The 20183-nt window shown below is 70.1% G+C and carries 21 protein-coding genes; 6 read left to right on the top strand and 15 right to left on the bottom strand.

Annotation, left to right across the window (positions count from 1 at the left end; genetic code table 11):
- The first annotated feature begins 49 nt into the window (after nt 1-49).
- From LMH63_RS00775 to LMH63_RS00755, 5 genes are all read left to right on the top strand, one after another.
- A complete protein-coding gene (locus tag LMH63_RS00775; RefSeq protein ID WP_109676433.1) occupies nt 50-655 on the top strand; it encodes a DUF2589 domain-containing protein in 606 nt (201 codons plus the stop codon).
- A gap of 144 nt (nt 656-799) precedes the next feature.
- Nucleotides 800-1603 (top strand): hypothetical protein, encoded by an 804-nt coding sequence (locus LMH63_RS00770; protein WP_109676435.1) that lies wholly within the window; start codon nt 800-802, stop codon nt 1601-1603.
- A gap of 10 nt (nt 1604-1613) precedes the next feature.
- Nucleotides 1614-2291 (top strand): DUF2589 domain-containing protein, encoded by a 678-nt coding sequence (locus tag LMH63_RS00765; RefSeq protein WP_109676437.1) that lies wholly within the window; start codon nt 1614-1616, stop codon nt 2289-2291.
- Entirely contained in the window at nt 2288-2587 is a 300-nt protein-coding gene (locus LMH63_RS00760; RefSeq protein WP_109676439.1) for a hypothetical protein, read from the top strand. The genes LMH63_RS00765 and LMH63_RS00760 overlap by 4 nt, the downstream gene beginning before the upstream one ends.
- Nucleotides 2584-3522, top strand: a complete 939-nt coding sequence (locus tag LMH63_RS00755; protein ID WP_109676441.1) for a hypothetical protein — start codon at nt 2584-2586, stop codon at nt 3520-3522. The genes LMH63_RS00760 and LMH63_RS00755 overlap by 4 nt, the downstream gene beginning before the upstream one ends.
- On the opposite strand, the gene LMH63_RS00750 is transcribed toward LMH63_RS00755, so the two are convergent.
- The 7 genes from LMH63_RS00750 to LMH63_RS00720 form a co-directional block, all read right to left on the bottom strand.
- A complete protein-coding gene (locus LMH63_RS00750) occupies nt 3510-4205 on the bottom strand; it encodes an aspartate/glutamate racemase family protein (protein ID WP_109676443.1) in 696 nt (231 codons plus the stop codon). The genes LMH63_RS00755 and LMH63_RS00750 overlap by 13 nt on opposite strands.
- 211 nt (nt 4206-4416) lie before the next feature.
- A complete protein-coding gene (locus LMH63_RS00745; RefSeq protein ID WP_158280292.1) occupies nt 4417-5691 on the bottom strand; it encodes an amidase in 1275 nt (424 codons plus the stop codon).
- Nucleotides 5692-5700: 9 nt separating this feature from the next.
- Nucleotides 5701-7017 (bottom strand): TRAP transporter large permease, encoded by a 1317-nt coding sequence (locus LMH63_RS00740; RefSeq protein WP_109676447.1) that lies wholly within the window; start codon nt 7015-7017, stop codon nt 5701-5703.
- Nucleotides 7004-7609, bottom strand: coding sequence for a TRAP transporter small permease subunit (locus LMH63_RS00735; RefSeq protein ID WP_109676449.1), 606 nt, complete (start codon nt 7607-7609; stop codon nt 7004-7006). The genes LMH63_RS00740 and LMH63_RS00735 overlap by 14 nt, the downstream gene beginning before the upstream one ends.
- A gap of 76 nt (nt 7610-7685) precedes the next feature.
- The gene (locus LMH63_RS00730; protein WP_109676451.1) at nt 7686-8801 is read right to left on the bottom strand and encodes a TRAP transporter substrate-binding protein; all 1116 of its coding nucleotides are present in this window, start codon (nt 8799-8801) and stop codon (nt 7686-7688) included.
- 257 nt (nt 8802-9058) lie between these two features.
- The gene (locus LMH63_RS00725; RefSeq protein WP_109676453.1) at nt 9059-9682 is read right to left on the bottom strand and encodes a LysE family translocator; all 624 of its coding nucleotides are present in this window, start codon (nt 9680-9682) and stop codon (nt 9059-9061) included.
- A gap of 37 nt (nt 9683-9719) precedes the next feature.
- Entirely contained in the window at nt 9720-10703 is a 984-nt protein-coding gene (locus LMH63_RS00720) for a quinone oxidoreductase family protein (RefSeq protein WP_229332677.1), read from the bottom strand.
- Nucleotides 10704-10806: 103 nt separating this feature from the next.
- Between LMH63_RS00720 and LMH63_RS00715 the strand changes: the two genes are divergently transcribed.
- Nucleotides 10807-11568, top strand: a complete 762-nt coding sequence (locus LMH63_RS00715; RefSeq protein WP_158280294.1) for an AraC family transcriptional regulator — start codon at nt 10807-10809, stop codon at nt 11566-11568.
- A gap of 102 nt (nt 11569-11670) precedes the next feature.
- On the opposite strand, the gene LMH63_RS00710 is transcribed toward LMH63_RS00715, so the two are convergent.
- From LMH63_RS00710 to LMH63_RS00675, 8 genes are all read right to left on the bottom strand, one after another.
- Complete coding sequence (locus tag LMH63_RS00710; RefSeq protein WP_109676457.1) at nt 11671-12600, bottom strand: pirin family protein; 930 nt, start codon at nt 12598-12600, stop codon at nt 11671-11673.
- Between the two features lie 200 nt (nt 12601-12800).
- A complete protein-coding gene (gene msrA / locus LMH63_RS00705; protein WP_109676459.1) occupies nt 12801-13421 on the bottom strand; it encodes a peptide-methionine (S)-S-oxide reductase MsrA in 621 nt (206 codons plus the stop codon).
- Nucleotides 13422-13535: 114 nt separating this feature from the next.
- Nucleotides 13536-13865 (bottom strand): DUF1840 domain-containing protein, encoded by a 330-nt coding sequence (locus tag LMH63_RS00700; protein ID WP_109676461.1) that lies wholly within the window; start codon nt 13863-13865, stop codon nt 13536-13538.
- A gap of 90 nt (nt 13866-13955) precedes the next feature.
- On the bottom strand, nt 13956-14393 hold the full coding sequence (locus LMH63_RS00695) for a hypothetical protein (protein WP_109676463.1): 438 nt from the start codon (nt 14391-14393) through the stop codon (nt 13956-13958).
- Nucleotides 14394-14602: 209 nt separating this feature from the next.
- On the bottom strand, nt 14603-15418 hold the full coding sequence (gene iolB / locus LMH63_RS00690; protein ID WP_109676464.1) for a 5-deoxy-glucuronate isomerase: 816 nt from the start codon (nt 15416-15418) through the stop codon (nt 14603-14605).
- A gap of 40 nt (nt 15419-15458) precedes the next feature.
- Nucleotides 15459-16364 carry a myo-inosose-2 dehydratase gene (gene iolE / locus LMH63_RS00685; RefSeq protein ID WP_109676467.1) on the bottom strand — a complete coding sequence of 302 codons (906 nt, stop codon included), beginning with the start codon at nt 16362-16364 and terminating at the stop codon, nt 15459-15461.
- 23 nt (nt 16365-16387) lie between these two features.
- A complete protein-coding gene (iolD, locus tag LMH63_RS00680; RefSeq protein WP_109676469.1) occupies nt 16388-18235 on the bottom strand; it encodes a 3D-(3,5/4)-trihydroxycyclohexane-1,2-dione acylhydrolase (decyclizing) in 1848 nt (615 codons plus the stop codon).
- 12 nt (nt 18236-18247) lie between these two features.
- A complete protein-coding gene (locus LMH63_RS00675) occupies nt 18248-20179 on the bottom strand; it encodes a bifunctional 5-dehydro-2-deoxygluconokinase/5-dehydro-2-deoxyphosphogluconate aldolase (RefSeq protein ID WP_109676471.1) in 1932 nt (643 codons plus the stop codon).
- Nucleotides 20180-20183 lie beyond the last annotated feature (4 nt).

Genomic DNA, 20183 nt, shown 5'->3' with positions numbered 1-20183 from the left:
CTTGCGAGAATGCGCGCCGCGCCGGCGCGTCCCCACCGAGGAGGCCGTCATGGCCGATGCGAATCGTGCGTTGCAGTCCCTGCCGTTCGGGACGTTGATCGGCGGGCCGCTGGATGCGGCCGTGGAGGCGCAGGCCAAGGCGGCGATGACCACCGTCAAGTTCATCCGCGAGGTGGGCTTCGACAAGAACGGCGAGGTGAACAGCATCAGCTTCACCGCGACCAAAGGCGACAACCAGACCACCATCACGGTGCCGCTGCTCACCATCGTGCCGATCCCCTTCCTGCGCATCGACGAGATGAGCATCGATTTCAAGGCCAACATCACGGCCTCTGAGGAGTCGCACGACGAGAGCTCGGCCAGCAAGGAGAGCTCGGTGCAGGCCAAGGTCGGGGGCAGCTACTGGTTCGTCAAGGCGAGCATGCAGGCCTCCTACTCCTCGAAGAAGGACTCGCGCTCCACCAAGGACTCCCGCTACTCCGTGGAGCACACCGTGGACGTGCACGTGCACGCCGTGCAGGACGACGTGCCCGGCGGCCTCGCGCGGATGCTCGCGATCCTCACCAACACCATCGAGGAGCCGCCGGCGCCGGCGGTGGAGAAGCCGGAAAAAAAGGAGGAGGCGACCCGCAACAAGCCGGCCGCCGGTGGCTGAGGCCATGCCCGCCGCCTCCGCCACCGCCGCCCACGGCCGGGATTCCGTTGCAGGTGGCCGCCCGCTGGCGCCGCGCCTGCAGCACGACGGCGCTGTGGCTGCTGACGCTGCTCCGCCCTCGTCCGGCTACCGGGGAGGGGCCCCGTGGCTGACCTGCAGCAGGTAATCGGCGCGCTCCTGCGGGACCTCGCCAAGGCCCGGTTCGCCTCCGACCTCTACTCGCGCTCCATCGCCCGCTACTACGAGGGCGACTTCCTGCTGCGCAAGTTCCCGGTGCCCCGGGCGGACATCGCCGAGGTGGAGGTGGACCTGAAGTTCAGCATCACCGAGGTGAAGGCGAGCGACGTCAACACCGAGGGGCGCGAGGCCAATGTGGCCTTCCTGCTGGAGCGCTCGGTGGAGGAGCTGGTCGCCACCTATCTGGACCTGGCCCGGGACTACAGCGCCCAGCACCCGGACACGGGCACCGAGCTCGAGCGCGTGATGAGCAAGGGATTCAACTCCACCGTGCTGCGCATCGAGCTGCGCCAGCACATCCTGCGCTACTTCATCGAGTCCTATACCCACCTGATCCGCGCCGACGGCAGCTTCGATGCCGAGACCGCCCTGCGCGGCCTGCGTCAGCCCATGTTCTGGGCCCACGCCAACCACCTGCGGGACGGGGTCGCCCCCGAGGCGCTGAACACGCCGCTCGATCCGGTCCTCGACTTCGCCCTCCAGCACGACGACTTCCGCAGCGTGGTCACAGGGCTCGATGCGCCGATCCGCGAGATCTGGCACCAGAACTCGGATGTGCGCCTGGAGGTGGACATCAACGGGCATACCCTGGCGCAGCTGCAGGAAGCGGCGATCTCCTCGATCCGCGTGCGCGCCGAGGTGCGCAACTCGGTGTGGACCGAGGTGAAGACGGGACCCTACAGCTACCAGCGTTCCCTTACCCCGGAATAGGAGAGCGGTCATGGCGGACCCCGATGACAACGGCGGCGACAACGGCGCAGGGGGCGCTGCGCCCGCAGACGGCGAGCCGCGCCAGAACAACGTGCTCTCGCTGGATCAGCTCATCGGGGCACCGATCCACGCCCTGGTGGAGGCCGAGACCCAGGCGGCCTGGGCGACGGCGCGCTTCGTGCGCGGCGTGGGCTTCGAGCCAGCCCAGTCCGACGATCCGAGCGAGCTTGGCGGTCTGCAGATGGTGCGCTTCCGCCGCCGGCGTCAGCGCGCCGATGGCAGCGAGGAGGCGCTGGACGTCGAGATCCCGCTGCTGAGCCTGCTGCCCATCCCGGCACTGCAGATCCGCGACGCCGAGCTGGACTACACGGTGAAGATCGTCGCCACCGAGGCCACCGGCGAGCAGCAGCGCGAGATGCTCGGGCACCTGCCTGCCGCGGCCCGCTCGGCGGCGGGCGCGCCGGCGACCCTGCGCGCCACCTTCGCCCGCGAGGAACGCACCAGCCAGCGCCGCTCCGTGGACATGCTGCTGCGCATGAAGGTGCGCATCGAGCAGTCGGACATGCCCGAAGGGCTGGCGCGGCTGCTGAGCCTTGCGGCGGAGTCGGTCAGCCAGCGCCCGGCGCCCCCCTCTCCGCCGCCCGCGGAGCCCGACGCGACGACGCCCGAGGGGGAGGAGCCGGCATGACCTCGGCCCCGCGCGCCGGCGGCGCGCTCGCCCCGGGCAGCACCCCCTGCCCCTTCTGCGGCACCGCCGTTCCGCTCTACGTGGAGGCGATCCTCGCCCGGCGCCCTCTCGCCTGCGCTGGCTGTGGTGCCCGGCTCGAGGTGGCCGAGGGCGCCTCGCCGGCGGCGCTCGCGAGCCTCGACGCCTGGTACCAGGGGATGCGCGAGGCGATGGCGGCGGCACCGGAAGCCGAACCTGCCCCGAAAGCCGCCCCGGACCGGGGGCGGCGCGGCGTCCGGGGCCGGCCCCGCGGTTGAGCTGGCTGCGCCGCCGATTCCGCCCCGGGTACGACGACCCGGGCGCCTGGGGCACGCCGATCGAACCGGGTGAAGAAACCGACGAGGCCATCCGCCGGGCGTCGGCCGACCAGGCCCGACGCAGCCTGCAGGACCCCTTCGGCCCGCTCGCCGTGACCTTCGGCGCCATCGAGCAGGTGACGCTGCATGGCAGCGTCGCACCGTCCCGGGACGCGATCATCAACCTCACGCGCGCCGTGCTCAGCGCGGACTACTATCGTGCCCGGCTGCGCCCCCCGATCTGCGGTCCCGGCGGGCTCACGGACGCGGACAACCGAGCGCGCTGGGAGCGGCTGCAGCCCTGGCTGGCGGGCCGCCTTGCCGCGGTGCTCACAGCGAACCTGCCCGGCTCCCTGGTCGAGCGCGCGGTGCTGGCACGCCTGCCAACGACGTGGCTCCCGGACGCACCGATCCGCCGCGCGTTGGCCGGCAGCGTCGCGGCGGCAGGCTGGGCCGCACCGGTGCGGGTGACGCTCAGCCTGCGCGCACCGGGGGGCCGGGATGCCGGGTCGCGCATGGAGGCGACGCTCGCCGCCGTGGGTCAGACCTTGGCCGAGGGTGGCCTGGCCCTGCTCGAGCCGGTGCACGATCCGACCCGGCCGCCGCTGGCCGAGCCGCTGCTCGTGGTCCGGGCACTCGGCACCGGCGCCGACGGCGCCGTGACCCTGATCTGCCACGAGGCCGACGCACCGGAGACCGAGATCCGGCTGGCCGTCATGCGGAGCGGCGGCGACATACGCCTGTCACGCCAGCCGCGGGCCGGGGACCGTCCAAGCCTGTGCGGTCTGCATTGCTGGTGCCTGCAGCCCGCGGACCCGCCACGCTTCGGGGCCGCCCGAGTATTCCGGTACGTGTTTCCGTGGTGGCTTCTCTGGTGGCTGCGTCACCGGCTCTGAGCCCACTCCGCCGCGTACCGGGCATGGATCGCGGCGGTATCGAACAGCGGCACCGGGCTGTCGTCCGCGTCGACCAGCAGGCCGATCTCCGTGCAGCCGAGGATCACGCCCTCCGCCCCCTGCCGGACGAGATCGGCGATCACCCGCCGGTAGGCGTCGCGGGATGCCGCGCGCGTGTCGCCGAGGCAGAGCTCCTCGTAGATTACCCGATGCACCTCGGCCCGGTCCGCCGGCCCGGGGACCAGCACGTCGAGACCGTGGCGATCCCGCAGCCGGTCGCGGTAGAAGCCATCCTCCATGGTGAAGCGGGTGCCGAGCAGGCCCACGCGGCCGATGCCCTCGGCCTGAATGGCGGCGGCGGCGGCATCCGCGATGTGGAGCAGGGGGATGCCCACGGCCGCCTCGATGGCCGGGGCCACCTTGTGCATGGTGTTGGTGCAGAGCACGACGCACTCCGCCCCGCCACGCTCGAGGGCGCGCGCCGCGTCCGCCAGCTGCGCGCCGGCGGCGGTCCAGTCGCCGGCCTGCTGCAGGCGCTCGATGTCGTGGAAGTCGACGCTGTAGAGCAGCACCCGGGCCGAGTGCAGGCCGCCCAGCCGGTCCTTCACCGTCTCGTTGACGGTGCGGTAGTACGGCACGGTGGACTCCCAGCTCATGCCGCCGAGCATGCCGATCACCTTCATCGCGACCTCCACGGACCCGTGGCAGGCAGCCCGGCGGTGTACCGGTCACGCCGCCGGGTCGGCCTTGCCACTGCCTGACCCCTGTGGGTCTGCGCTGTAGAACGTCTCCCGGCTGCAGCGCAGACTCCCACGCCCGTTCGCGACGCGAGGGCGTGGAGCTGGGGGGCAGGACCAGGCGCGCTGCACAAGCCTGCGCCGGTGGCCCATCGCCTCAAAGCGCCTCGGCGAATCTGGCTGAAAGCGCCGCACCCGCCGCGATCAGCGCACGCTCGGAAAAGTGCCGCCCCACCAGCTGCAGGCCGAAAGGCATGCCGTTCGGTCCTGCGCAGAGGGGCAGCGTCACCGTGGGATTGCCGAGCAGCGACCAGGGCGCATTGTAGAGCGAATCGCCAGTGCTCTCGAGGCCCTTCGGAGGCTCACCGAGGGCCGAGGGCAGCAGCAGATAATCGAACTGCTCGAGCAGCCCGTTCACGTATCGGCGAATGTCGGCGCCCTCGCGAATGGCGGCGAAATAGTCCTCCACGGTGACGCCCTCGCCTTCGCGATAGCCGGCCTTCAGGGTGTCGCTCAGGTGATTGCCGTAGCCGGTCATGAAGTGCTCGAACTGATAGCGGAGCTCGAACATGTTGATGCGCTGGCGTACCGGGACGCAGCGATCGAACAGCGGATCCAGCACCACGCGGGAGACGCGATCGGCGCAGTGACGCTCGATGCGGTGCAGGGCCTCGCGCACGTAGTCCGGGGCACGATCCACCATGCCGCCTGCCAGCAGTCCGATACGGCCGGGCACATCTCCACCCGGTGGCTGCAGTGGCGTCAGGCCCTCCATGATCGCGGCCAGGGCCTCGGCGTCGCAGGCCAGGAAGCCCACGGTGTCCAGGGTAGGGGACTGACTGAGCACGCCGGTGCGGTCGATCAGTCCGGAAGTCGTCTTCACCGCATGCACACCACAGAACGAGGCGGGTCGGGTAACCGACCCTCCGGTCTGGGTGCCGACGGCGGCGGCCACCATGCCCGCTGCGACGCCGGCGGCGGAGCCGGCGGAGGATCCCCCCGGGGTGAAGTCCGTACCCCTCGGGTTGCGCGTGCGCGCCGGGTGCAGGAACGCGAGCTCGGTGCTCACCGTTTTGCCGACGATAATCGCCCCCTGCGCCTGCAGATCGCGAACCACCGCGGCGTCCTCGCTGGCCGTGGTCGCGAGCGCCGTCGGGAGACCGTTGCTCGTGCGCAGGCCGGCGACGTCGATGATGTCCTTCACGCCCACCGGCATGCCGTACAGGGGCAGGTGCCCCAGCGCATCCCGACGCTCGTCGAGCCAGCGTGCCCGGGCGCGGACCGCCTCCGCATCGATGTGCTCGAAGCAACGGTGCTCCGGTTCGAGTTTCTCTATATGCGCGAGCAGCGTGTCGACCAGCCGGACGCAGCCGGAGGCACTGGAGGCGACAATCCCGCGATAGTCCGCTGCAGGGCCCAGGGTGGCGGCCATTTCCATCTCCTAGAAGAGAACACCGGGGAGCCAGAGCGCCAGCGACGGGAACGTCACCACCAGCGCCAGGGCGACGATCTGCAGCGCCACGAATTGCAGCATGCCGCTGTAGATTTCCGTCAGCGACCAGTCGGGCACCACCGCTTTCAGGTAGTACGCGGCCATCGCCACCGGGGGTGAAAGGAACGCCGTCTGCAGGTTGACCGCCACCAGCGTCGCCACCCAGAGCAGGTCGAGGTTCGACGCTGCAATCACCGGCAGGAAGATCGGCAGAAAGATGAAGATGATCGGCGCCCACTCCAGCGGCCAGCCGAGCAGGAAGATGATCACCATCAGCGCGACGAGCATGACGATGGGGCTCAGATTCAGAGACACCAGCGTCTCGGCGATCAGCGGCCCGGTCCCCAGACGGTTGAACACGGCGCCGTACATGTTCGAGGCCATGAGCAGGAACATGATCATGCTCGACACCAGCATGCTCTTGAACAGCGAGACCTTGAGCAGGAAGCGGCTGAGACGCCCATAGGCGGTGGCGAGAATCAGCGCTCCGGCGGCTCCCATGCCGGCCCCCTCCGTGGGCGTGGCGATGCCGGCGAGAATGCTGCCGAGGGAGGCGCCGATGAGCGCGAGCAGCGGCAGCATGCCGACCAGGAACTCCCGCAGGGCCGCGCGATAGTCGCTCGGGTGTTTGTCCTTCGGCAGCGCCGGGCCCACCGCGGGATTCACGTAGCTCCGCACCATCACGTAGACGGTGAAGAGACCGGCGATCAGCAGCCCCGGAATGATCGTCGCGGCGAAGAGCTTCGGGATGGAGACGCCCATCACCGGTCCCAGCACCACCAGCAGCACCGATGGCGGAATCAGGATGCCGAGGGTGCCGCCCGCCGTGATCGCGCCGGCGGATAGCGCCGGGTCGTACTTCGACTCCCGCATCACCGGACCGGCGAGCATGCCGATCAGCGTGACCGAGGCGCCAATGATGCCGGTGGCCGTCGCGAACAGCGTCGAGGTGAACAGCACGCCGAGATAGAGCGCGCCGTTGACCCGCGCGAGGATGTACTGGAAGCCCTTGAACAGCCGCTCCATCATCCCGGCCTGCTCGAGGACGTAGCCCATGAAGACGAACAGCGGCACCGCTGCCAGGGTCTCCTCGCGCATCACGCCCCAGGCCTGAAAGACCATCAGGTTGAACACGAGATCGCCGAGGCCGATATAGCCGAAGATCACCGTGAGGCAGATCAGCGTGAAGGCGATGGGGAATCCGATGAAGATGCCGGTGAGCAGCGCCAGCAGCAGCAGGAATCCCAGGATTTCATTCATGTCCATGCTGGCCGCTCCCGTAGAACACGCTCACGCGCTTGAGGATTTCCGAGACCGCCTGAACGATCAGCAGCAGTGACGTCAGCGGAATCACCGCCCGGTATGGCCAGAGCAGGGGCCGCCAGGGGCTCAGACCGCTGCGCTCTCCCGTGACGAAGGCGTGCAGGGCCTTGTCGTAGCCGACGACGAGGAAAAGCCACATGCCGGGTATGAACAGCAGCAGATAGAAGGCGATGTCGATCGCCGCCTGGGTTCGCGGCGGGAACTTCGCGAAGAAGATATCGGTACGGATATGGCCGCCGAAGCGCAGCGTGACCGCCGCCCCCAGCATGAAGATCGTGCCGTAGAGCATGTAGCTAAGGTCGTAGGCCCACATGGTGGGCGCGCCGAATACGCCACGGCTGATGACCTCGAAGATGATCACCGCCGTCAGGAACAGGATGCACACCGAAACGGCGTACCCGATCAGCTCCGAGCCACGATCGATTGCCGCCACGACGCGGCGCAGCGGCACGGGCAGCGCCGGGTCGCCGGTAATCGGCGTGCCGAAATCGCCAATCAGCTCATCCTGATACTGGGGTCGTTGCGGGTCGGTCATGGTCACCGCCTCCCCGGCGGCGCTCCGGCTGGAGCGCCGCCGATTGCCTGTGGACTGGGGGAGTGAGGCTTTCCCTCTACTCCTCGCGGTACTTCTCGAGGGCAATGTTCAGGGGCGGGGTGATCCGGGCCTTCAGGCCCACTGCCTGGTCCGCATAGGCGCGCTGGGATTCGAGCACGCCGGCGAAGAACTCGTCCTCCTCGGCATGACGATTGAGGACCACCTCCCAGGCGTCGAGCTGGGCACGCATGACGTCATCCGGAGTACGCACCACGGTGACGCCCTGCTCCTCCTCCATGTAGGCCAGCGCCTCGGCGTTGTCCCTCAGGTAGCGCCAGTAGAAATCCGCCGACTCGGCCATGATGGCGTGCTCGACGATCGCTTTCAGATCCTCGGGCAGCTCCTGCCACTTCGCCTCGTTGACGTAGACGTTGAGCACGAGACCGATCTGCAGATAGCTCGGCATCATGTAGATCTTGCGGATGTCCGAGAGGCCAAGGGTCAGATCGGCCTTGGGGCTGAAGTACTCGGCGCTCTCGATGACACCACGCTCCAGGGCCGGCACCACCTCGGAGCCGGGCACCGTGACCACCGCTGCGCCCATCTCCTCCATGACGTCCACGGGCAGACCCGGGGTCCGGAACTTGATGCCCTCGATATCGGCAACGCTCTCGATAGGCTCCTCGAACCAGCCGAACGGCTGCGCCAGCGCGGGGCTCATCGCGAACACCTGCACATCGCTGAAGCCGATCACCTCGCTCACGTACTCGTCGAAGAGCTCGTCACCACCGCCATAGCGCATCCAGCTCATGAGGGTGATGGAATCCATGCCGAACCCCGGCGAGGAGGCGAACAGGCTGCCGGCAGGATGCCGGCCGACCAGGTAGTCGCCGTCACCGCCACCGGCGTCGAGAATGCCGTCATTCACCGCGTCGATGACCTCGAAGGCCGGGACGAAGGTCCCGCCCGGGCTGACGTCGATCTCGAGGCGGCCGCCGGACATGGCCTCGATCTTCTCCGCGAGTGCCACGTAGGACTGGTGCTGCTCGTCACCCGCCGCGTAGCCCGTCTGCAGCGTCCAACTGTAGTCGGCGCCCCAGGCGGCAGCGGTCATCAGTGCGGCCAGCGTGCCGGCGGCCGCGGGGAAGACCCGGCGGACCACCCGCCGGGGCGAATTGCATGCAAACTTCATCGGACGTCACCTCTCGGACTGACTGTTCCAGGCATGAGCCGCGGACCCGCAGGCAGCCCGCGACTCGCAACCTTTGCAACATCGGGACCAGTCGTCGGAGAGCGTTGTATGGCGCGGATTCGGGTGGGCCGGAAGGTCAATGTGTATTCATAATGCACCGCTACCGTGCGGCGGCGCACTAGAAAGAGGCGCCCCGCATTGCTTTTTCCGGATCGGGGGCTGTACGCGAGGTCGCCGCCTCCGTCGCCAGGCCCGGCTCAGGTGTGGCGTCGCGAGAGCAGGAGAACCAGCGCCGCCCAGCCGAGAAGCCCCGCACAGGCTCGGCTGAAGAGACGCTGACTGGCCGGCCGGCGAAGCCAGTGCGCCAGTCGCGCTCCAAGGACCGCATAGGCGGCAATCGCCAGCCACTCAAGCACGAGAAACAGACCACCGAGCAATGCAAGCTGAGGCAGGACGGGCGCACCTGCATGCACGAACTGGGGCAGGAAAGCGGTGAATATCACGATCGCCTTGGGGTTGCCGGCGGCGAGCATGAACTCGCGCCGCGCGAGCCCCAGCAGACCCTGTCCACCTGGCGCAGGCTCTCCGGGCTCCCGCGGCGGCAACCGCCAGAGCTGACAGGCCAGGTAGACCAGATAGCCCGCGCCGAGCAGCTTGACCGCGAGGAAAAGCGCCTCCGAAGCCTGGAGGACGCCAGCCAACCCCACCACCGCCAGGGCCAGCATGCCGCTGAAGGCCGCGAGCCGCCCGAACCCGGCCAGCACGGCGCTACGGCAGCCATACCGGGTACCGTGATTCAGCGCCAGCAGATTGCTCGGCCCCGGCGCGAGATTGAGCGCAAAGCACGCCGGGACGAACAGTTGCAGGGTGTCCAGATTCAAGTGCCAGCCTCGAAATCAGCCCGCCGCAACGGCGCCACTACCAGCCGTCGGCCACGCGTATCACGACCTTGCCCAGCGTTCTTCCCCGTTCCAGGTGCTCGTGCGCGCGGGCGAGATCCCTTACGCGGTATACCGCCGAGACATGCGGGGCTACTGCCCTGGATTCGGCGAGCGTCACCAGCCGCTGCAACGCCAGGCCTTGGGCGTCAGGGTCAATCCCGGTAAAGGTGGCAGCGCCCATGACATGGTGCGTAACGGTGGCCGCTTTCAGGAACAGCCGCTCGGCGATCTGCTGCGACGGCGTGGGCACGATGGACACCAGCACCCCCATCGGCCCGATCGCCTCCAGGGAGTCCTCGAAACAGGCACCGCCGACGTTGTCGAAGATGATCCGCAGCGGCGGCAATGCCTCCCGGCAGGCTGCCACGAAGCTCGCGTGGCGATAATCGATCACGCGCCTGGCGCCAAGCTGGCTGCAGAGGGCGACGCTCTCGTCCCGGCCCGCCGTGGTCCAGACCTCGAGCCCCATGGCACGGGCCAGCTGGATCTGCAGATGACCGACCCCGCCTGCACCGGCGTGGATCAGTACCCGTTCCGCGGCCACCGTCTGCCTCGCCCGCTCAAGGCATTCGAGGGCGGTGACGCCGGCCAGCGGCAGCGCTGCCGCCATCTCCCACGACCAGCCGGAGGGGATTTTTCGCAGGCGCCGATGGTCGACGATGACATATTCCGCATGGGCGCCCTGCCGTAACAGGTCGGGCGAGCCGTGAACCGGGTCGCCGATCTGGAGATCCGACACCCCCGGGCCGATGGCGTCCACCTCGCCGGCCACGTCGTAGCCCGTCACCAGGGGAAAGCTACGGGGTATGCGACGCGCTGGCGACGGTTCGCGGGCGCGGATATCGGCGGGATTCATGGCGCTGCAAACCACGCGCACCCGCACCTCCCCGACGCCGGGCTCGGGCTTCTCGAGCTCGAGGTGCCGTAGCTCCTGGACGCCGCCGTGGCGTAATATCCCCATCGCTCTCACGACAGATACTCCAGCCGGTAGCGTGATGGCTTCGAGCAAGCATGGCGCCGCAATGGAGCCCGGTATTGAACGTTTGCGACACCGGGGCGCCGAGATGGATCTGGTCGTGGCCCGTCCGCCCCGGTCGGTGCTGCCGCAGGGCGTTTTCGGCATCATCGGGCTGGAGGGGCAACTGCGCCGTCGCGGACCCTGGCATGGCCGCTCACTGCCCGCCAACGCGGCCGTACTGAGCATCGCCCTGGACGGGCGAATAAGCCGCGAGGCGGACAGCTTCCCGGCTGGGGAATGGACTATTGCAGGCCCTTCCACGCGGGCCTACGAGTACCGGGCAACCGCGCGCCTGAGCCTCGTCATGGTCCTGGTGTCCCCGGCGTGGCTTCAGGTCGCCGGGCTCGACGTCGCCCGACTCGTGGACCAGCGCATCGCTTTGCGGGAGGCGCTCTCACCCGATCGGACCCTACCCTGGCCGGCGCCCCAACCCCGGAAGGCCCTGGTACCGTTCATCGAGGCCGTGCTGGTCGCACTGCAACGAGCGCATGCGGTTCCTCCAGATCATGCGTCAAGGCCGCTAAGCCTCCGGCAGCGCCAGCGCCAATACCGAGCGATCCACGGACTGCCCCGGCGCAGCGTCGACGACATCGGTCGCTTTCAGGCGGCACTCGCCCGGCTACAGACCCGCAAGGATCTGGTCAGCGTGGCCCAGGACGCGCGCTACGCGGATCAGAGCCATCTCTGCCGCGCCGTTAGACGCTATGTCGGCATGACCCCCCGTCAGGCGCAGCGGGCCTTGCGGGATAGCGAGTTGGCGGAGGTGTACCGGCGACTGCTCGGCCCCGAGCGCGTGGTGGCCTTGTGAGCGGGGACGGCGCGACCGCGGGCCTGCCCGCGGCTGCCGCGCGGATCGATACGGCTGAGCCCCGGACCCGAGAGCCGGGCGGCGCTATTCGACGGGGCGCCGTCACGGGCCCGGCATGTCCGGCAGCGGGATGAACTCGTTCTCCTCCACAACGCGGTCGAAGCGCCCGCCGCGCCAGTCGGCCTTGGCCTGTTCGATGCGATCCCTGCGCGAGGAGACGAAGTTCCACCAGATGTAGCGCGGGCCGTCCATGGGCTCGCCACCCAGCACGAGGAGCCGGGTCGGCTGGATCGCCGCCACGGCCACCGTGTCGCCCGGGCGCAGGACCAGCAGCTGCCGGGCGCCGTGGCGGCGGCCACCGATCTCCACCTCGCCCTCGGCGATGTAGAGGGCACGCTCCTCGTAGCCGGCATCCACCGGCAGCACCGCGCCGGGGTCGAGCTCGGCGCCGGCGTAGAGGGTGTCGGAGAGGGTCTTCACCGGCGAGCGCTCGCCGCCGAGGCCGCCGGCGATGACGCGCACGCGCAGGCCCCCGTCGTCGATCATGGGCAGCGCCGCCCCGGCGTGATGGGCAAACTCCGGCGCGGTCTCCTCGTGGCGCTCGGGCAGCGCCACCCAGGCCTGGATGCCGAAGAGCGTCGTCGAGCGGGAGCGCAGCTCGGGGGGTGTGCGCTCGGAGTGGGCGATGCCGCGGCCGGCGGTCATCCAGTTCACCTCCCCCGGGCGGATGGGCTGCACGGTGCCGAGGCTGTCGCGATGCAGGATCTCGCCGCGGAAGAGGTAGGTCAGCGTCGCGAGGCCGATGTGCGGGTGCGGGCGCACGTCCAGCCCGCTGCCGAGGACGAATTCGCTCGGCCCCATCTCGTCGAAGAAGATGAACGGCCCCACCATGCGCTTCTGCCGCGAGGGCAGCGCCCGGCGCACCTCGAAGCCGCCGAGGTCGCTGGTCCGGGGGATGACCACGAGCTCGACCGGATCGACATCGACCGGGGCATACTCGGAGACGGGTTCGGCGCAGTCCTGCCAGCTCATGGGGACCCCTCCCGCAATAGACCTTCACGCCGGCGCAGCCAGCCCGGATGCCCCGTCCTTCAATGCAGCATAGACAGGAGGCACGGACCCGCGCTATCACCTTTGAGTGAACGAGGGCATAGCCATGCACGGCAAGGATTCCTGGGGCCTGCCCCGGGAGCCCGCCGACCCGGGCTCACCCCGCCGCGGTGAATCGGTGACTAGAGAAAAGCCGGATCCAGGGCCTTGCCGTCGGTCCAGATCTCCTCGAGCCGCCCGTCGCGACCGCAGAGCCTGCGATACACGCGATAGCGGATGGGGTGCTCCTGATAGTAGTTCTGGTGGTAGTCCTCCGCCGCGTAGAACTCGCCTGCCTCCGTGACGGGCACGACGATCTCCCGCTCGAAGCGCGTCTGCAGCTCGGCGCGGCTCGCCTCGGCGAGGCGCCGCTGCTCCGCACTGTGGACGAAGATCTCGGGGCGGTAGGAGTCACCACGGTCGCAGAACTGGCCGTCGGCGTCGAAGGGGTCGACGTTGCGCCAGTAGATGGCCAGCAGCCGCTCGTAGCTCACCCGTTCGGGGTCGTAGGTGACCTGCACGACTTCCGCATGTCCGGTGCCGCCGGCAGTCACCTGCTCGTAGGTGGGGTCCTCGACGTGGCCACCCATGTAGCCGGAGGTGGTGGCGAGCACGCCCTCGATGTCGTCGTAGGGGGGCTCCATGCACCAGAAGCAGCCCCCGGCGAAGGTGGCCACGGCCTCGTCCGCAGGCGCCGGCGGGGCGACGGCGGCAAGTCCGAGCGCGGCCAGGGCGGCGGCGATAGTCCGGCGGAAGGCGGTCATGTGTCGTCCCGGAGTCTGTATGCTCCCCGTCAGACCATCTTGCCGGCGGGTGTGTTCACCGCTGCGGGAGAAGCCCCCCTCTGCGACCGGCTGCGCGGCGGCCCCGACGCGAGGTCAGCGCTCGTCCCAGGTGACGTGCTCGCCGGCCTTCTCCGCGGCATCCAGCAGCTGGATCAGTGGCCAGGCACGCTGGGCAAGGCCGACCCGGGTCTCGCCCTCCTGCTCGTCGTCCTCCTCCTCGAACTGACGGGCCTCCGGGTCCGGCGGCGCCGGTGCCCCGGCCTCGATCGCCTGACGCAGGCGGTCACGAACGCGGGGGATGTCCTCCGGGCCGAGGGCGCTCGGAATGCGCCCGCTCAGACCCATCAGCCCGAGCAGATGCACGGCATGGGCGCGCAACATGGTGACATCGCCGGCGGCGGGGCTGCGGAAGGTGACGGTCATGGCCTGGGGACTCCGGTGACTGCGCGCTGCAGGCCATAGTAGCGCCGCCGGGCGGACGGGCACGAGCCCCCGCACCCGGCGGTCATGGGTCTACTGCCGGAATTTGGCGAAACCGAAGTAGCAGGGCTCCACGTCGCAGGCGTACATCTCCACCTCGACGGTGTACTGCCCCGAGGCGGACGGCCGGAATTCCAGCACCGGGTAGTCGTCCGTCTCGTTGTCCGACACGAGGCTGTTGCCCTTGTCGTCCAGGATGGCGAGGTCGAGATCATTGCAGTCGCTGTCGCAGGCGCCGGTGACCACGTACTGCCGGCCGCCGTCGAAGTGCAGGCGCCAGGAGTCGGTGCGCCCCTGCGCCAGCTTGCCCATGACGTAATTGTCCGGCGTGAAATTGCGCCCGGACAGGAAGTCGTAGTGGGACTGGAGCTGCTCCCAGACCGTATCGGCGTACGACTGCGCACCTGCCCCGGCGCTCATGAGCATCCCGGCCGCGAGCAGCGCCCCGGCGGTGAGTCGAAAGCCCCGCATGGCGTGTTCCCCCAAGTTGTGCCCTGGAAAGCCTTGTTCCTGACCGGGGAACGCGCCCGCCGATCGCGGCCCCATCGCCTCCTGCCCGGTGGGGCAGAAACTAGCAGCGTCCGCTGGAACGCGGCAAGCGCGGGATGGTGTCGGCGGCGCCGCGGTGCCGACCGGCTCAGGTGCCATCCGTCCTGCGGGCGCAACCGATGGCAGCGCCTTCAGTCGCTGCGGATTCCCTCGAACAGCCACTCATGGCGCGGGTCGTTGGTGAACAGCCACTGCCGCTTCGGCCCCGCCATGACGTTCAGGTAGTAGAGATCGTAGCCGGCCGGTGCACCCACCGGATGGTAGCCACGGGGCACGAGTACGCAGTCACCGTCCTGCACGGCCAGCGCCTCGTCCAGATCCCCCGCGTCGCTGTAGACGCGCTGGAAGGCGAAGCCCTGGCGCGGGTTCACGCGGTGGTAGTAGGTCTCCTCCAGAGGGGTTTCCCGGCCCGGGACGTCGGTGTCGTGCTTGTGCGGCGGATAGCTCGACCAGTTGCCACCCGGGGTGTAGACCTCCACCAGCAGCAGGCTGTCCGCCGGCTCGGTCTCCGGCAGCAGATTGTGGATGCGCCGGCGCATGGGGCCGGTGCCCCGGCTCATGGTCTCGACGTCCTGCGGCCGAATCAGCCGCGCCGGGTGCGTACCCTGCCCAGGCGCGGTGCACAGGGCCACCTCGACCGCGGTACGGGCCTCCAGGCGCATGCGGTCGCCGGCCGGGACGTAGAGCACGCAGGCCGGCGTGCCATCGAACACGTCCTCCCGTTCGCCGATATCCCCCCAGTCGCGGTCTTCGGTGCGGGCACCCGCGCGGCCACCGAGCATCACGGCGCCGAGCTCGCGCCGCCCGGTGGCGCGCTCCAGCACTTCGCCAGGGCGCAACCGGACCACCTCGAAGCCGACGTGCTGCCAGCCGGCGGACTCCGGTGTGACCAAGAGCACGCGGCCCTCGGCATCCGGTTCGTGGGGTCTCACCAGTAGATCGGGCACGATGACGCCCTCCCTCGTATCTGTGAGCTCGGCGGCCGGCTCAGGCGCCGGGTGGGCGCCCGATTCCGGTCTCCGCCACCAGTCGGCTCAGGGTGTCGTGTCCGAGGCAGGCGTAGGTGAGCGGATGGGCCCGCGCCGGGTCCTGCTCGGCCTCGACCACGATCCAGCCAGCGTAGCCCCAGGCGCGCAGCGCCTCGAGCACGGCGCGGAAGTCGAGGCTGCCGTCGCCGGGGACGGTGAACGCGCCGGCGAGCACGGCGTCCAGGAAACTGCTGTCCCTGGCCTGCATGGCCGCGACCACGTCGGCGCGCAGATCCTTGGTGTGCAGATGGTTGATGCGCCGGCCGTGGCGCTCGGCCACCGCCACCGGATCGCCGCCGGCGTAGGCGAGATGGCCCGTATCCAGCAGCAGGCCCACGTGCTCGTCGGTGTCCGCCATCAGCCGGTCCACCTCGGCCTCGGTCTCCACTACGGTGCCCATGTGATGGTGATAGGCCATCGGCACGCCCTGCCCGGCCAGGTGCTCGGCCACCCTGTTCAGGCGCGCGCAGAAGCGGCGCCAGTCGCCCGCGCCCAGCACCGGGCGGCGGGAGAGCGGAGCATCGCGGTCGCCATGCACGCAGCCAGTGGTCTCGCAGAAGACCATGACCGGCGCTCCGAGGGCGTGCAGCAGCTCGAGATGGGGCTGCACGGCCGCGATCTCCGCCTCGGCGCTGCGCTCCAGCAGCCGTGCGCTGTACCAGCCGGAGGCCAGGGTGAGGCCGAAGGCGTCCAGTTCCGCGCGCAGGGCCTGTGGCTCGCGCGGGAACTTGTTGCCCAGCTCGATGCCCTCGAAGCCGGCCTGCCGGGCCTCGGCGAGGCAGGTCTGCAGCGGCGTGTCGCCGCCGAGACTCGGCATGTCGTCGTTGGACCAGGTGATCGGGTTGATGGCCAGTCGCACGCTCATGGTCGCTCCGCTCGTGGTCGCGCTCAGTGACGCTGGTCGCGCTTCGCGGCCTCGTAGCCGCGCCGGGCTTCGCGCACCGCCTCGCGCGCCGAGGTCTCGGCCACGGGGACGTCCCACCAGGCACCGCCCTCGGCGGTGGCCGGACCGGGGTCGGTGTCGATGACCACGACATAGCTGCGGCGGGCGGCCCGGGCGCGGCCGAGGGCCGCCTCCAGGCCGGCGATGCCGGTGACCTTCTCGCTCTCGGCGCCGAGCGCCCGGGCGTGGGCGGCGAAGTCCACCGTGGGTGCCCCGTCACCGGCGTGGCGGGTGTCTTCGAAGAGGTTATTGAACGGCGCGCCGCCACAGCTCGTCTGCAGGCGGTGGATGCAGCCGTAGCCGCGGTTGTCCAGCAGCACGACAATAAGCTTGGCGCCGAGCGCCACCGAGCTCGCGAGCTCGGAATTCAGCATCAGGTAGCTGCCGTCGCCCACCAGGACGAAGACCTCGCGCTCCGGTGCAGCCAGCTTGACGCCGAGCCCGCCGGCGATCTCGTAGCCCATGCAGGAGTAGCCATACTCCAGGTGATAGCCGCCCGGCGCCTTCACCCGCCAGAGCTTGTGCAGCTCCCCGGGCAGACCGCCAGCGGCGCAGACCACGACGCCACGCTCGTCGCTGAAGCGGTTCACCGCGCCCAGCACCTGCATGTCGCTCGGGCGCTCGCGGCCGTCGTCGGCGGTAACCCGGTCGATCACGGCGTTCCACTCGCGCCAGCCGCGCTGCGCCGCATCGGTCCAGGCGGCCGGCGCGGCGTAGTCGCCGAGGCCCGCGCCCAGGGCCTCTAGGCCCACCCGGGCGTCCGCGACCAGCGGCTCGCCGTCATGCTTCACGGCGTCGAAGGGCTGCACGTTGAGGCCAATCAGGCACACACCGGAACCGCGGAAAATGGAGCGGGAGGCGGTAGGAAAGTCCGCCAGGCGGGTGCCGACGGCAAGCACGACGTCCGCCTCGGCGGCAAGGGCATTGGCGGCCGCGCTGCCCGTGACGCCGATGCCCCCCACCTGCAACGGATGCCCGGCGCTGAGCCCCCCCTTGCCCGCCTGGGTCTCGGCCACGGGGATTCCGTGCCGGCGGGCGAAGGCGTCCAGGGTGTCTCGGGCGCCGGCGTAGTGGACGCCGCCGCCGGCGACGATCAGCGGCCGCGCGGCAACGCGCAGTCGGGCCACGGCGGCGTCCAGCTCGGTGGCGTCCGGGGCGGGCCGGCGGGGCCGATGCACCCGGGGCGCGAAGAACGTCTCCGGATAGTCGTACGCCTCGGCCTGCACGTCCTGCGGCAGCGCCAGGGTCACCGGGCCGCAGTCCGCCGGGTCCAGCAGGGTGGCGAGCGCGGCCGGCAGGCTGCGTAACAGCTGCTCGGGGCGCGTGATGCGGTCCCAGTAGCGGGACACCGGGCGCAGGCAGTCGTTGGCCGTCACCGTCGGGTCGCCGAAGTCCTCGATCTGCTGCAGTACCGGGTCCGGGGCGCGGGTGGCGAAGGTATCCCCCGGCAGAAGCAGCACGGGCAAGCGGTTGACATGGGCGAGGGCGGCGGCGGTGACGAGGTTCGTCGCCCCCGGCCCGATGGAGGTGGTGCAGGCCATCATCCGTCGCCGATCCCAGGTCTTCGCGTAGGCGATGGCGACGTGGGCCATGGACTGCTCGTTGTGGCCGCGCAGCGTCGGCAGGGCGTTGCCGGCACCGGCCAGCGCCTCGCCGAGCCCGGCCACGTTGCCATGGCCGAAGATCGCGAACACCCCACCGAACAGCGGCATCCGCTCGCCGTCCACCTCGGTGAGCTGGTTGGCCAGGTAGCGCACCAGCGCCTGGGCCATGGTGAGTCGAACGGTGGCCATGGGGTTCCTCCTTCAGGCTTGCTGCGGCGCGCCGGTGGCGGCACGGGCCTGCTGCCAGAGGCGAACGATGTCGCGGTAGCGGCCGGTGACGGCCGCCACCAGGCCGGCGTCGTCCAGCTCGCCGGCGAGCCATTTCCGGGCCGGCTCGCCGAAAATGCTGCGGCCGACGGCGAAGCCGCGACACCAGCGCTGGGCGGCGGCGGCCCGGAAGCCCTCTGCGAGGGTATCCGCAGGAGCGTCGAGCCCCAGCAGCAGCACGCCTCGACAGTAGGGGTCGCGGGCCTCGATCACCGCGCCGATCTCCCGCCAGGCCGCCGTGCCCGGTGGCTGCAGCTTCCACCAGTCGGGGTACACGCCGAGATCGTAGAAGTGATCCAGCACCCGGGCGACAGTGCGGTCGTCCGCGGGCAGGTCCGCCGGCGGGATCACCTCCAGGAGCAGCTCGTGATCGGTGCGCACGCAGGCCTCGTAGAGGTTGGTGACGCGGCGGTCCTGCTCGGCGCGTAACGCGACCGGATCATCCGGATGGTAGAAGAGCAGGCATTTCACCACCTGCTCCGCCGGCCAGGTGGCGATGTCCAGGCCGACGTTGTCGCCGGCCTCGAAGGCCAGGGGCCGGCTGCCGGGCAGTTCCACCGGGCGGCCGATCCAGAGGCCCTCACCGGTCAGCTGCTCCAGGGTGCGGGCGCCGAAACGCCCGTCCACCAGCACCCCGGCGCTTCCCGCCAGGCCCTCGGCCGCCGCGCCCTCGCGCGCTGCCCGCGCGATCAGCCCCTTGAGCGCGGGGATGCGCTCCACCGATGCGCCGGCCTCCGCGGCCATGGCCTCGAACTGGCTGCGGTGGTCGAAGGCGAGGGCGCAGACCTCAGGCCACTGGCGGTGGCGAACGGTGACCCGGTGCAGATAGTTGAGCCGCGCATCGCGATCCGGCCGCGGCACGGCGTCGGCGCGGGCCAGGTAGTCGTCGAGCTCGGCCCGCGTTGGCATCGCCGGGGTGCAGCCGTGGCGCGAGACCACCAGCGCGCCGCAGGCGTTGGCGTAGTGTCCGCACCGCGTCCACGAATCGCCACCGAGATAGCCGCGCAGGAAGCCGGCCATGAAGGCATCGCCCGCGCCAAGGACGTTGAGCACCTCCACCGGCACACCGGGAACGGTAATGCCATCGTCCAGGGTGTCCGGGATGGCGCCCTCGAAGACGCTGCAGCCACAGGCGCCGCGCTTGACCACGAGCACCGCGTCGGTGAGGGCGCGCAGGCGCTGCAGCGCGGCGACGGTGTCGGTTTCGCCGCCGGCGATGTGGATCTCCTCCTCGGTACCGACGATGAGGTCGAACAGCGGAACGATGCGCTGCAGGTGCTCGGTGACGCTGCGCGCGGCGACGAAGCGCTCCTCGCCGGCGCCGTGTCCGGTGAGGCCCCAGAGCACGGGCCGGTAGTCGATGTCGAGCACGCAACGCCCGCCGGCGGCCCGCATGTGCGCCACCGCCGTGCGGCTGGTGTGATCGACGTGGGGCGTCGAGAAGTGGGTGCCGGTGATGAGCAGCGCTCGCGCGGACGCGATGAAATCGGCGTCGAAGTCCTCCGGCGAGACGGCCATGTCGGCGCAGTTCTCGCGGAAGAAGATCAGCGGGAAGGTGTCGCGGTCCTTGATGCCCAGCACCACCAGGCCGGTCAGCCGTTCAGGGTCGGTGACCACGTGGCTGGTGTCCACACCCTCGGCGGCGAGGCGCTCGCGCACGAAGCGCCCCATGTGCTCGTCGCCGACGCGGGTGAGCATGGCCGCGCGGAGGCCCTGGCGGGCGCAGCCGGTGGCGATGTTCAGCGACGAGCCGCCGACGTACTTGCGCAGGCTCTGCATGTCCTCCAGGCGGCTGCCGATCTGTTCGCCGTAGAGGTCCACCACGGCCCGCCCGAGGCAGATAACGTCCAGGGGTCGGTCGGTCATGACG

Source organism: Spiribacter halobius, from assembly GCF_020883455.1.
In the GTDB taxonomy this organism is placed as follows: domain Bacteria; phylum Pseudomonadota; class Gammaproteobacteria; order Nitrococcales; family Nitrococcaceae; genus Sediminicurvatus; species Sediminicurvatus halobius.
Note: the sequence above shows the minus strand (reverse complement) of the source record. Positions and strands in the feature narration are given on the sequence as shown.

Coding starts and splice junctions, on each gene's coding strand:
- LMH63_RS00775 (WP_109676433.1), top strand. CDS start 50: ATGGCCGATGCGAATCGTGCGTTGCAGTCCCTGCCGTTCGGGACGTTG.
- LMH63_RS00765 (WP_109676437.1), top strand. CDS start 1,614: ATGGCGGACCCCGATGACAACGGCGGCGACAACGGCGCAGGGGGCGCT.
- LMH63_RS00760 (WP_109676439.1), top strand. CDS start 2,288: ATGACCTCGGCCCCGCGCGCCGGCGGCGCGCTCGCCCCGGGCAGCACC.
- LMH63_RS00750 (WP_109676443.1), bottom strand. CDS start 4,205: ATGAAGGTGATCGGCATGCTCGGCGGCATGAGCTGGGAGTCCACCGTG.
- LMH63_RS00745 (WP_158280292.1), bottom strand. CDS start 5,691: ATGGCCGCCACCCTGGGCCCTGCAGCGGACTATCGCGGGATTGTCGCC.
- LMH63_RS00740 (WP_109676447.1), bottom strand. CDS start 7,017: ATGGACATGAATGAAATCCTGGGATTCCTGCTGCTGCTGGCGCTGCTC.
- LMH63_RS00735 (WP_109676449.1), bottom strand. CDS start 7,609: ATGACCGACCCGCAACGACCCCAGTATCAGGATGAGCTGATTGGCGAT.
- LMH63_RS00730 (WP_109676451.1), bottom strand. CDS start 8,801: ATGAAGTTTGCATGCAATTCGCCCCGGCGGGTGGTCCGCCGGGTCTTC.
- LMH63_RS00720 (WP_229332677.1), bottom strand. CDS start 10,703: ATGGGGATATTACGCCACGGCGGCGTCCAGGAGCTACGGCACCTCGAG.
- LMH63_RS00715 (WP_158280294.1), top strand. CDS start 10,807: ATGGATCTGGTCGTGGCCCGTCCGCCCCGGTCGGTGCTGCCGCAGGGC.
- LMH63_RS00710 (WP_109676457.1), bottom strand. CDS start 12,600: ATGAGCTGGCAGGACTGCGCCGAACCCGTCTCCGAGTATGCCCCGGTC.
- msrA (WP_109676459.1), bottom strand. CDS start 13,421: ATGACCGCCTTCCGCCGGACTATCGCCGCCGCCCTGGCCGCGCTCGGA.
- LMH63_RS00700 (WP_109676461.1), bottom strand. CDS start 13,865: ATGACCGTCACCTTCCGCAGCCCCGCCGCCGGCGATGTCACCATGTTG.
- LMH63_RS00695 (WP_109676463.1), bottom strand. CDS start 14,393: ATGCGGGGCTTTCGACTCACCGCCGGGGCGCTGCTCGCGGCCGGGATG.
- iolE (WP_109676467.1), bottom strand. CDS start 16,364: ATGAGCGTGCGACTGGCCATCAACCCGATCACCTGGTCCAACGACGAC.
- iolD (WP_109676469.1), bottom strand. CDS start 18,235: ATGGCCACCGTTCGACTCACCATGGCCCAGGCGCTGGTGCGCTACCTG.
- LMH63_RS00675 (WP_109676471.1), bottom strand. CDS start 20,179: ATGACCGACCGACCCCTGGACGTTATCTGCCTCGGGCGGGCCGTGGTG.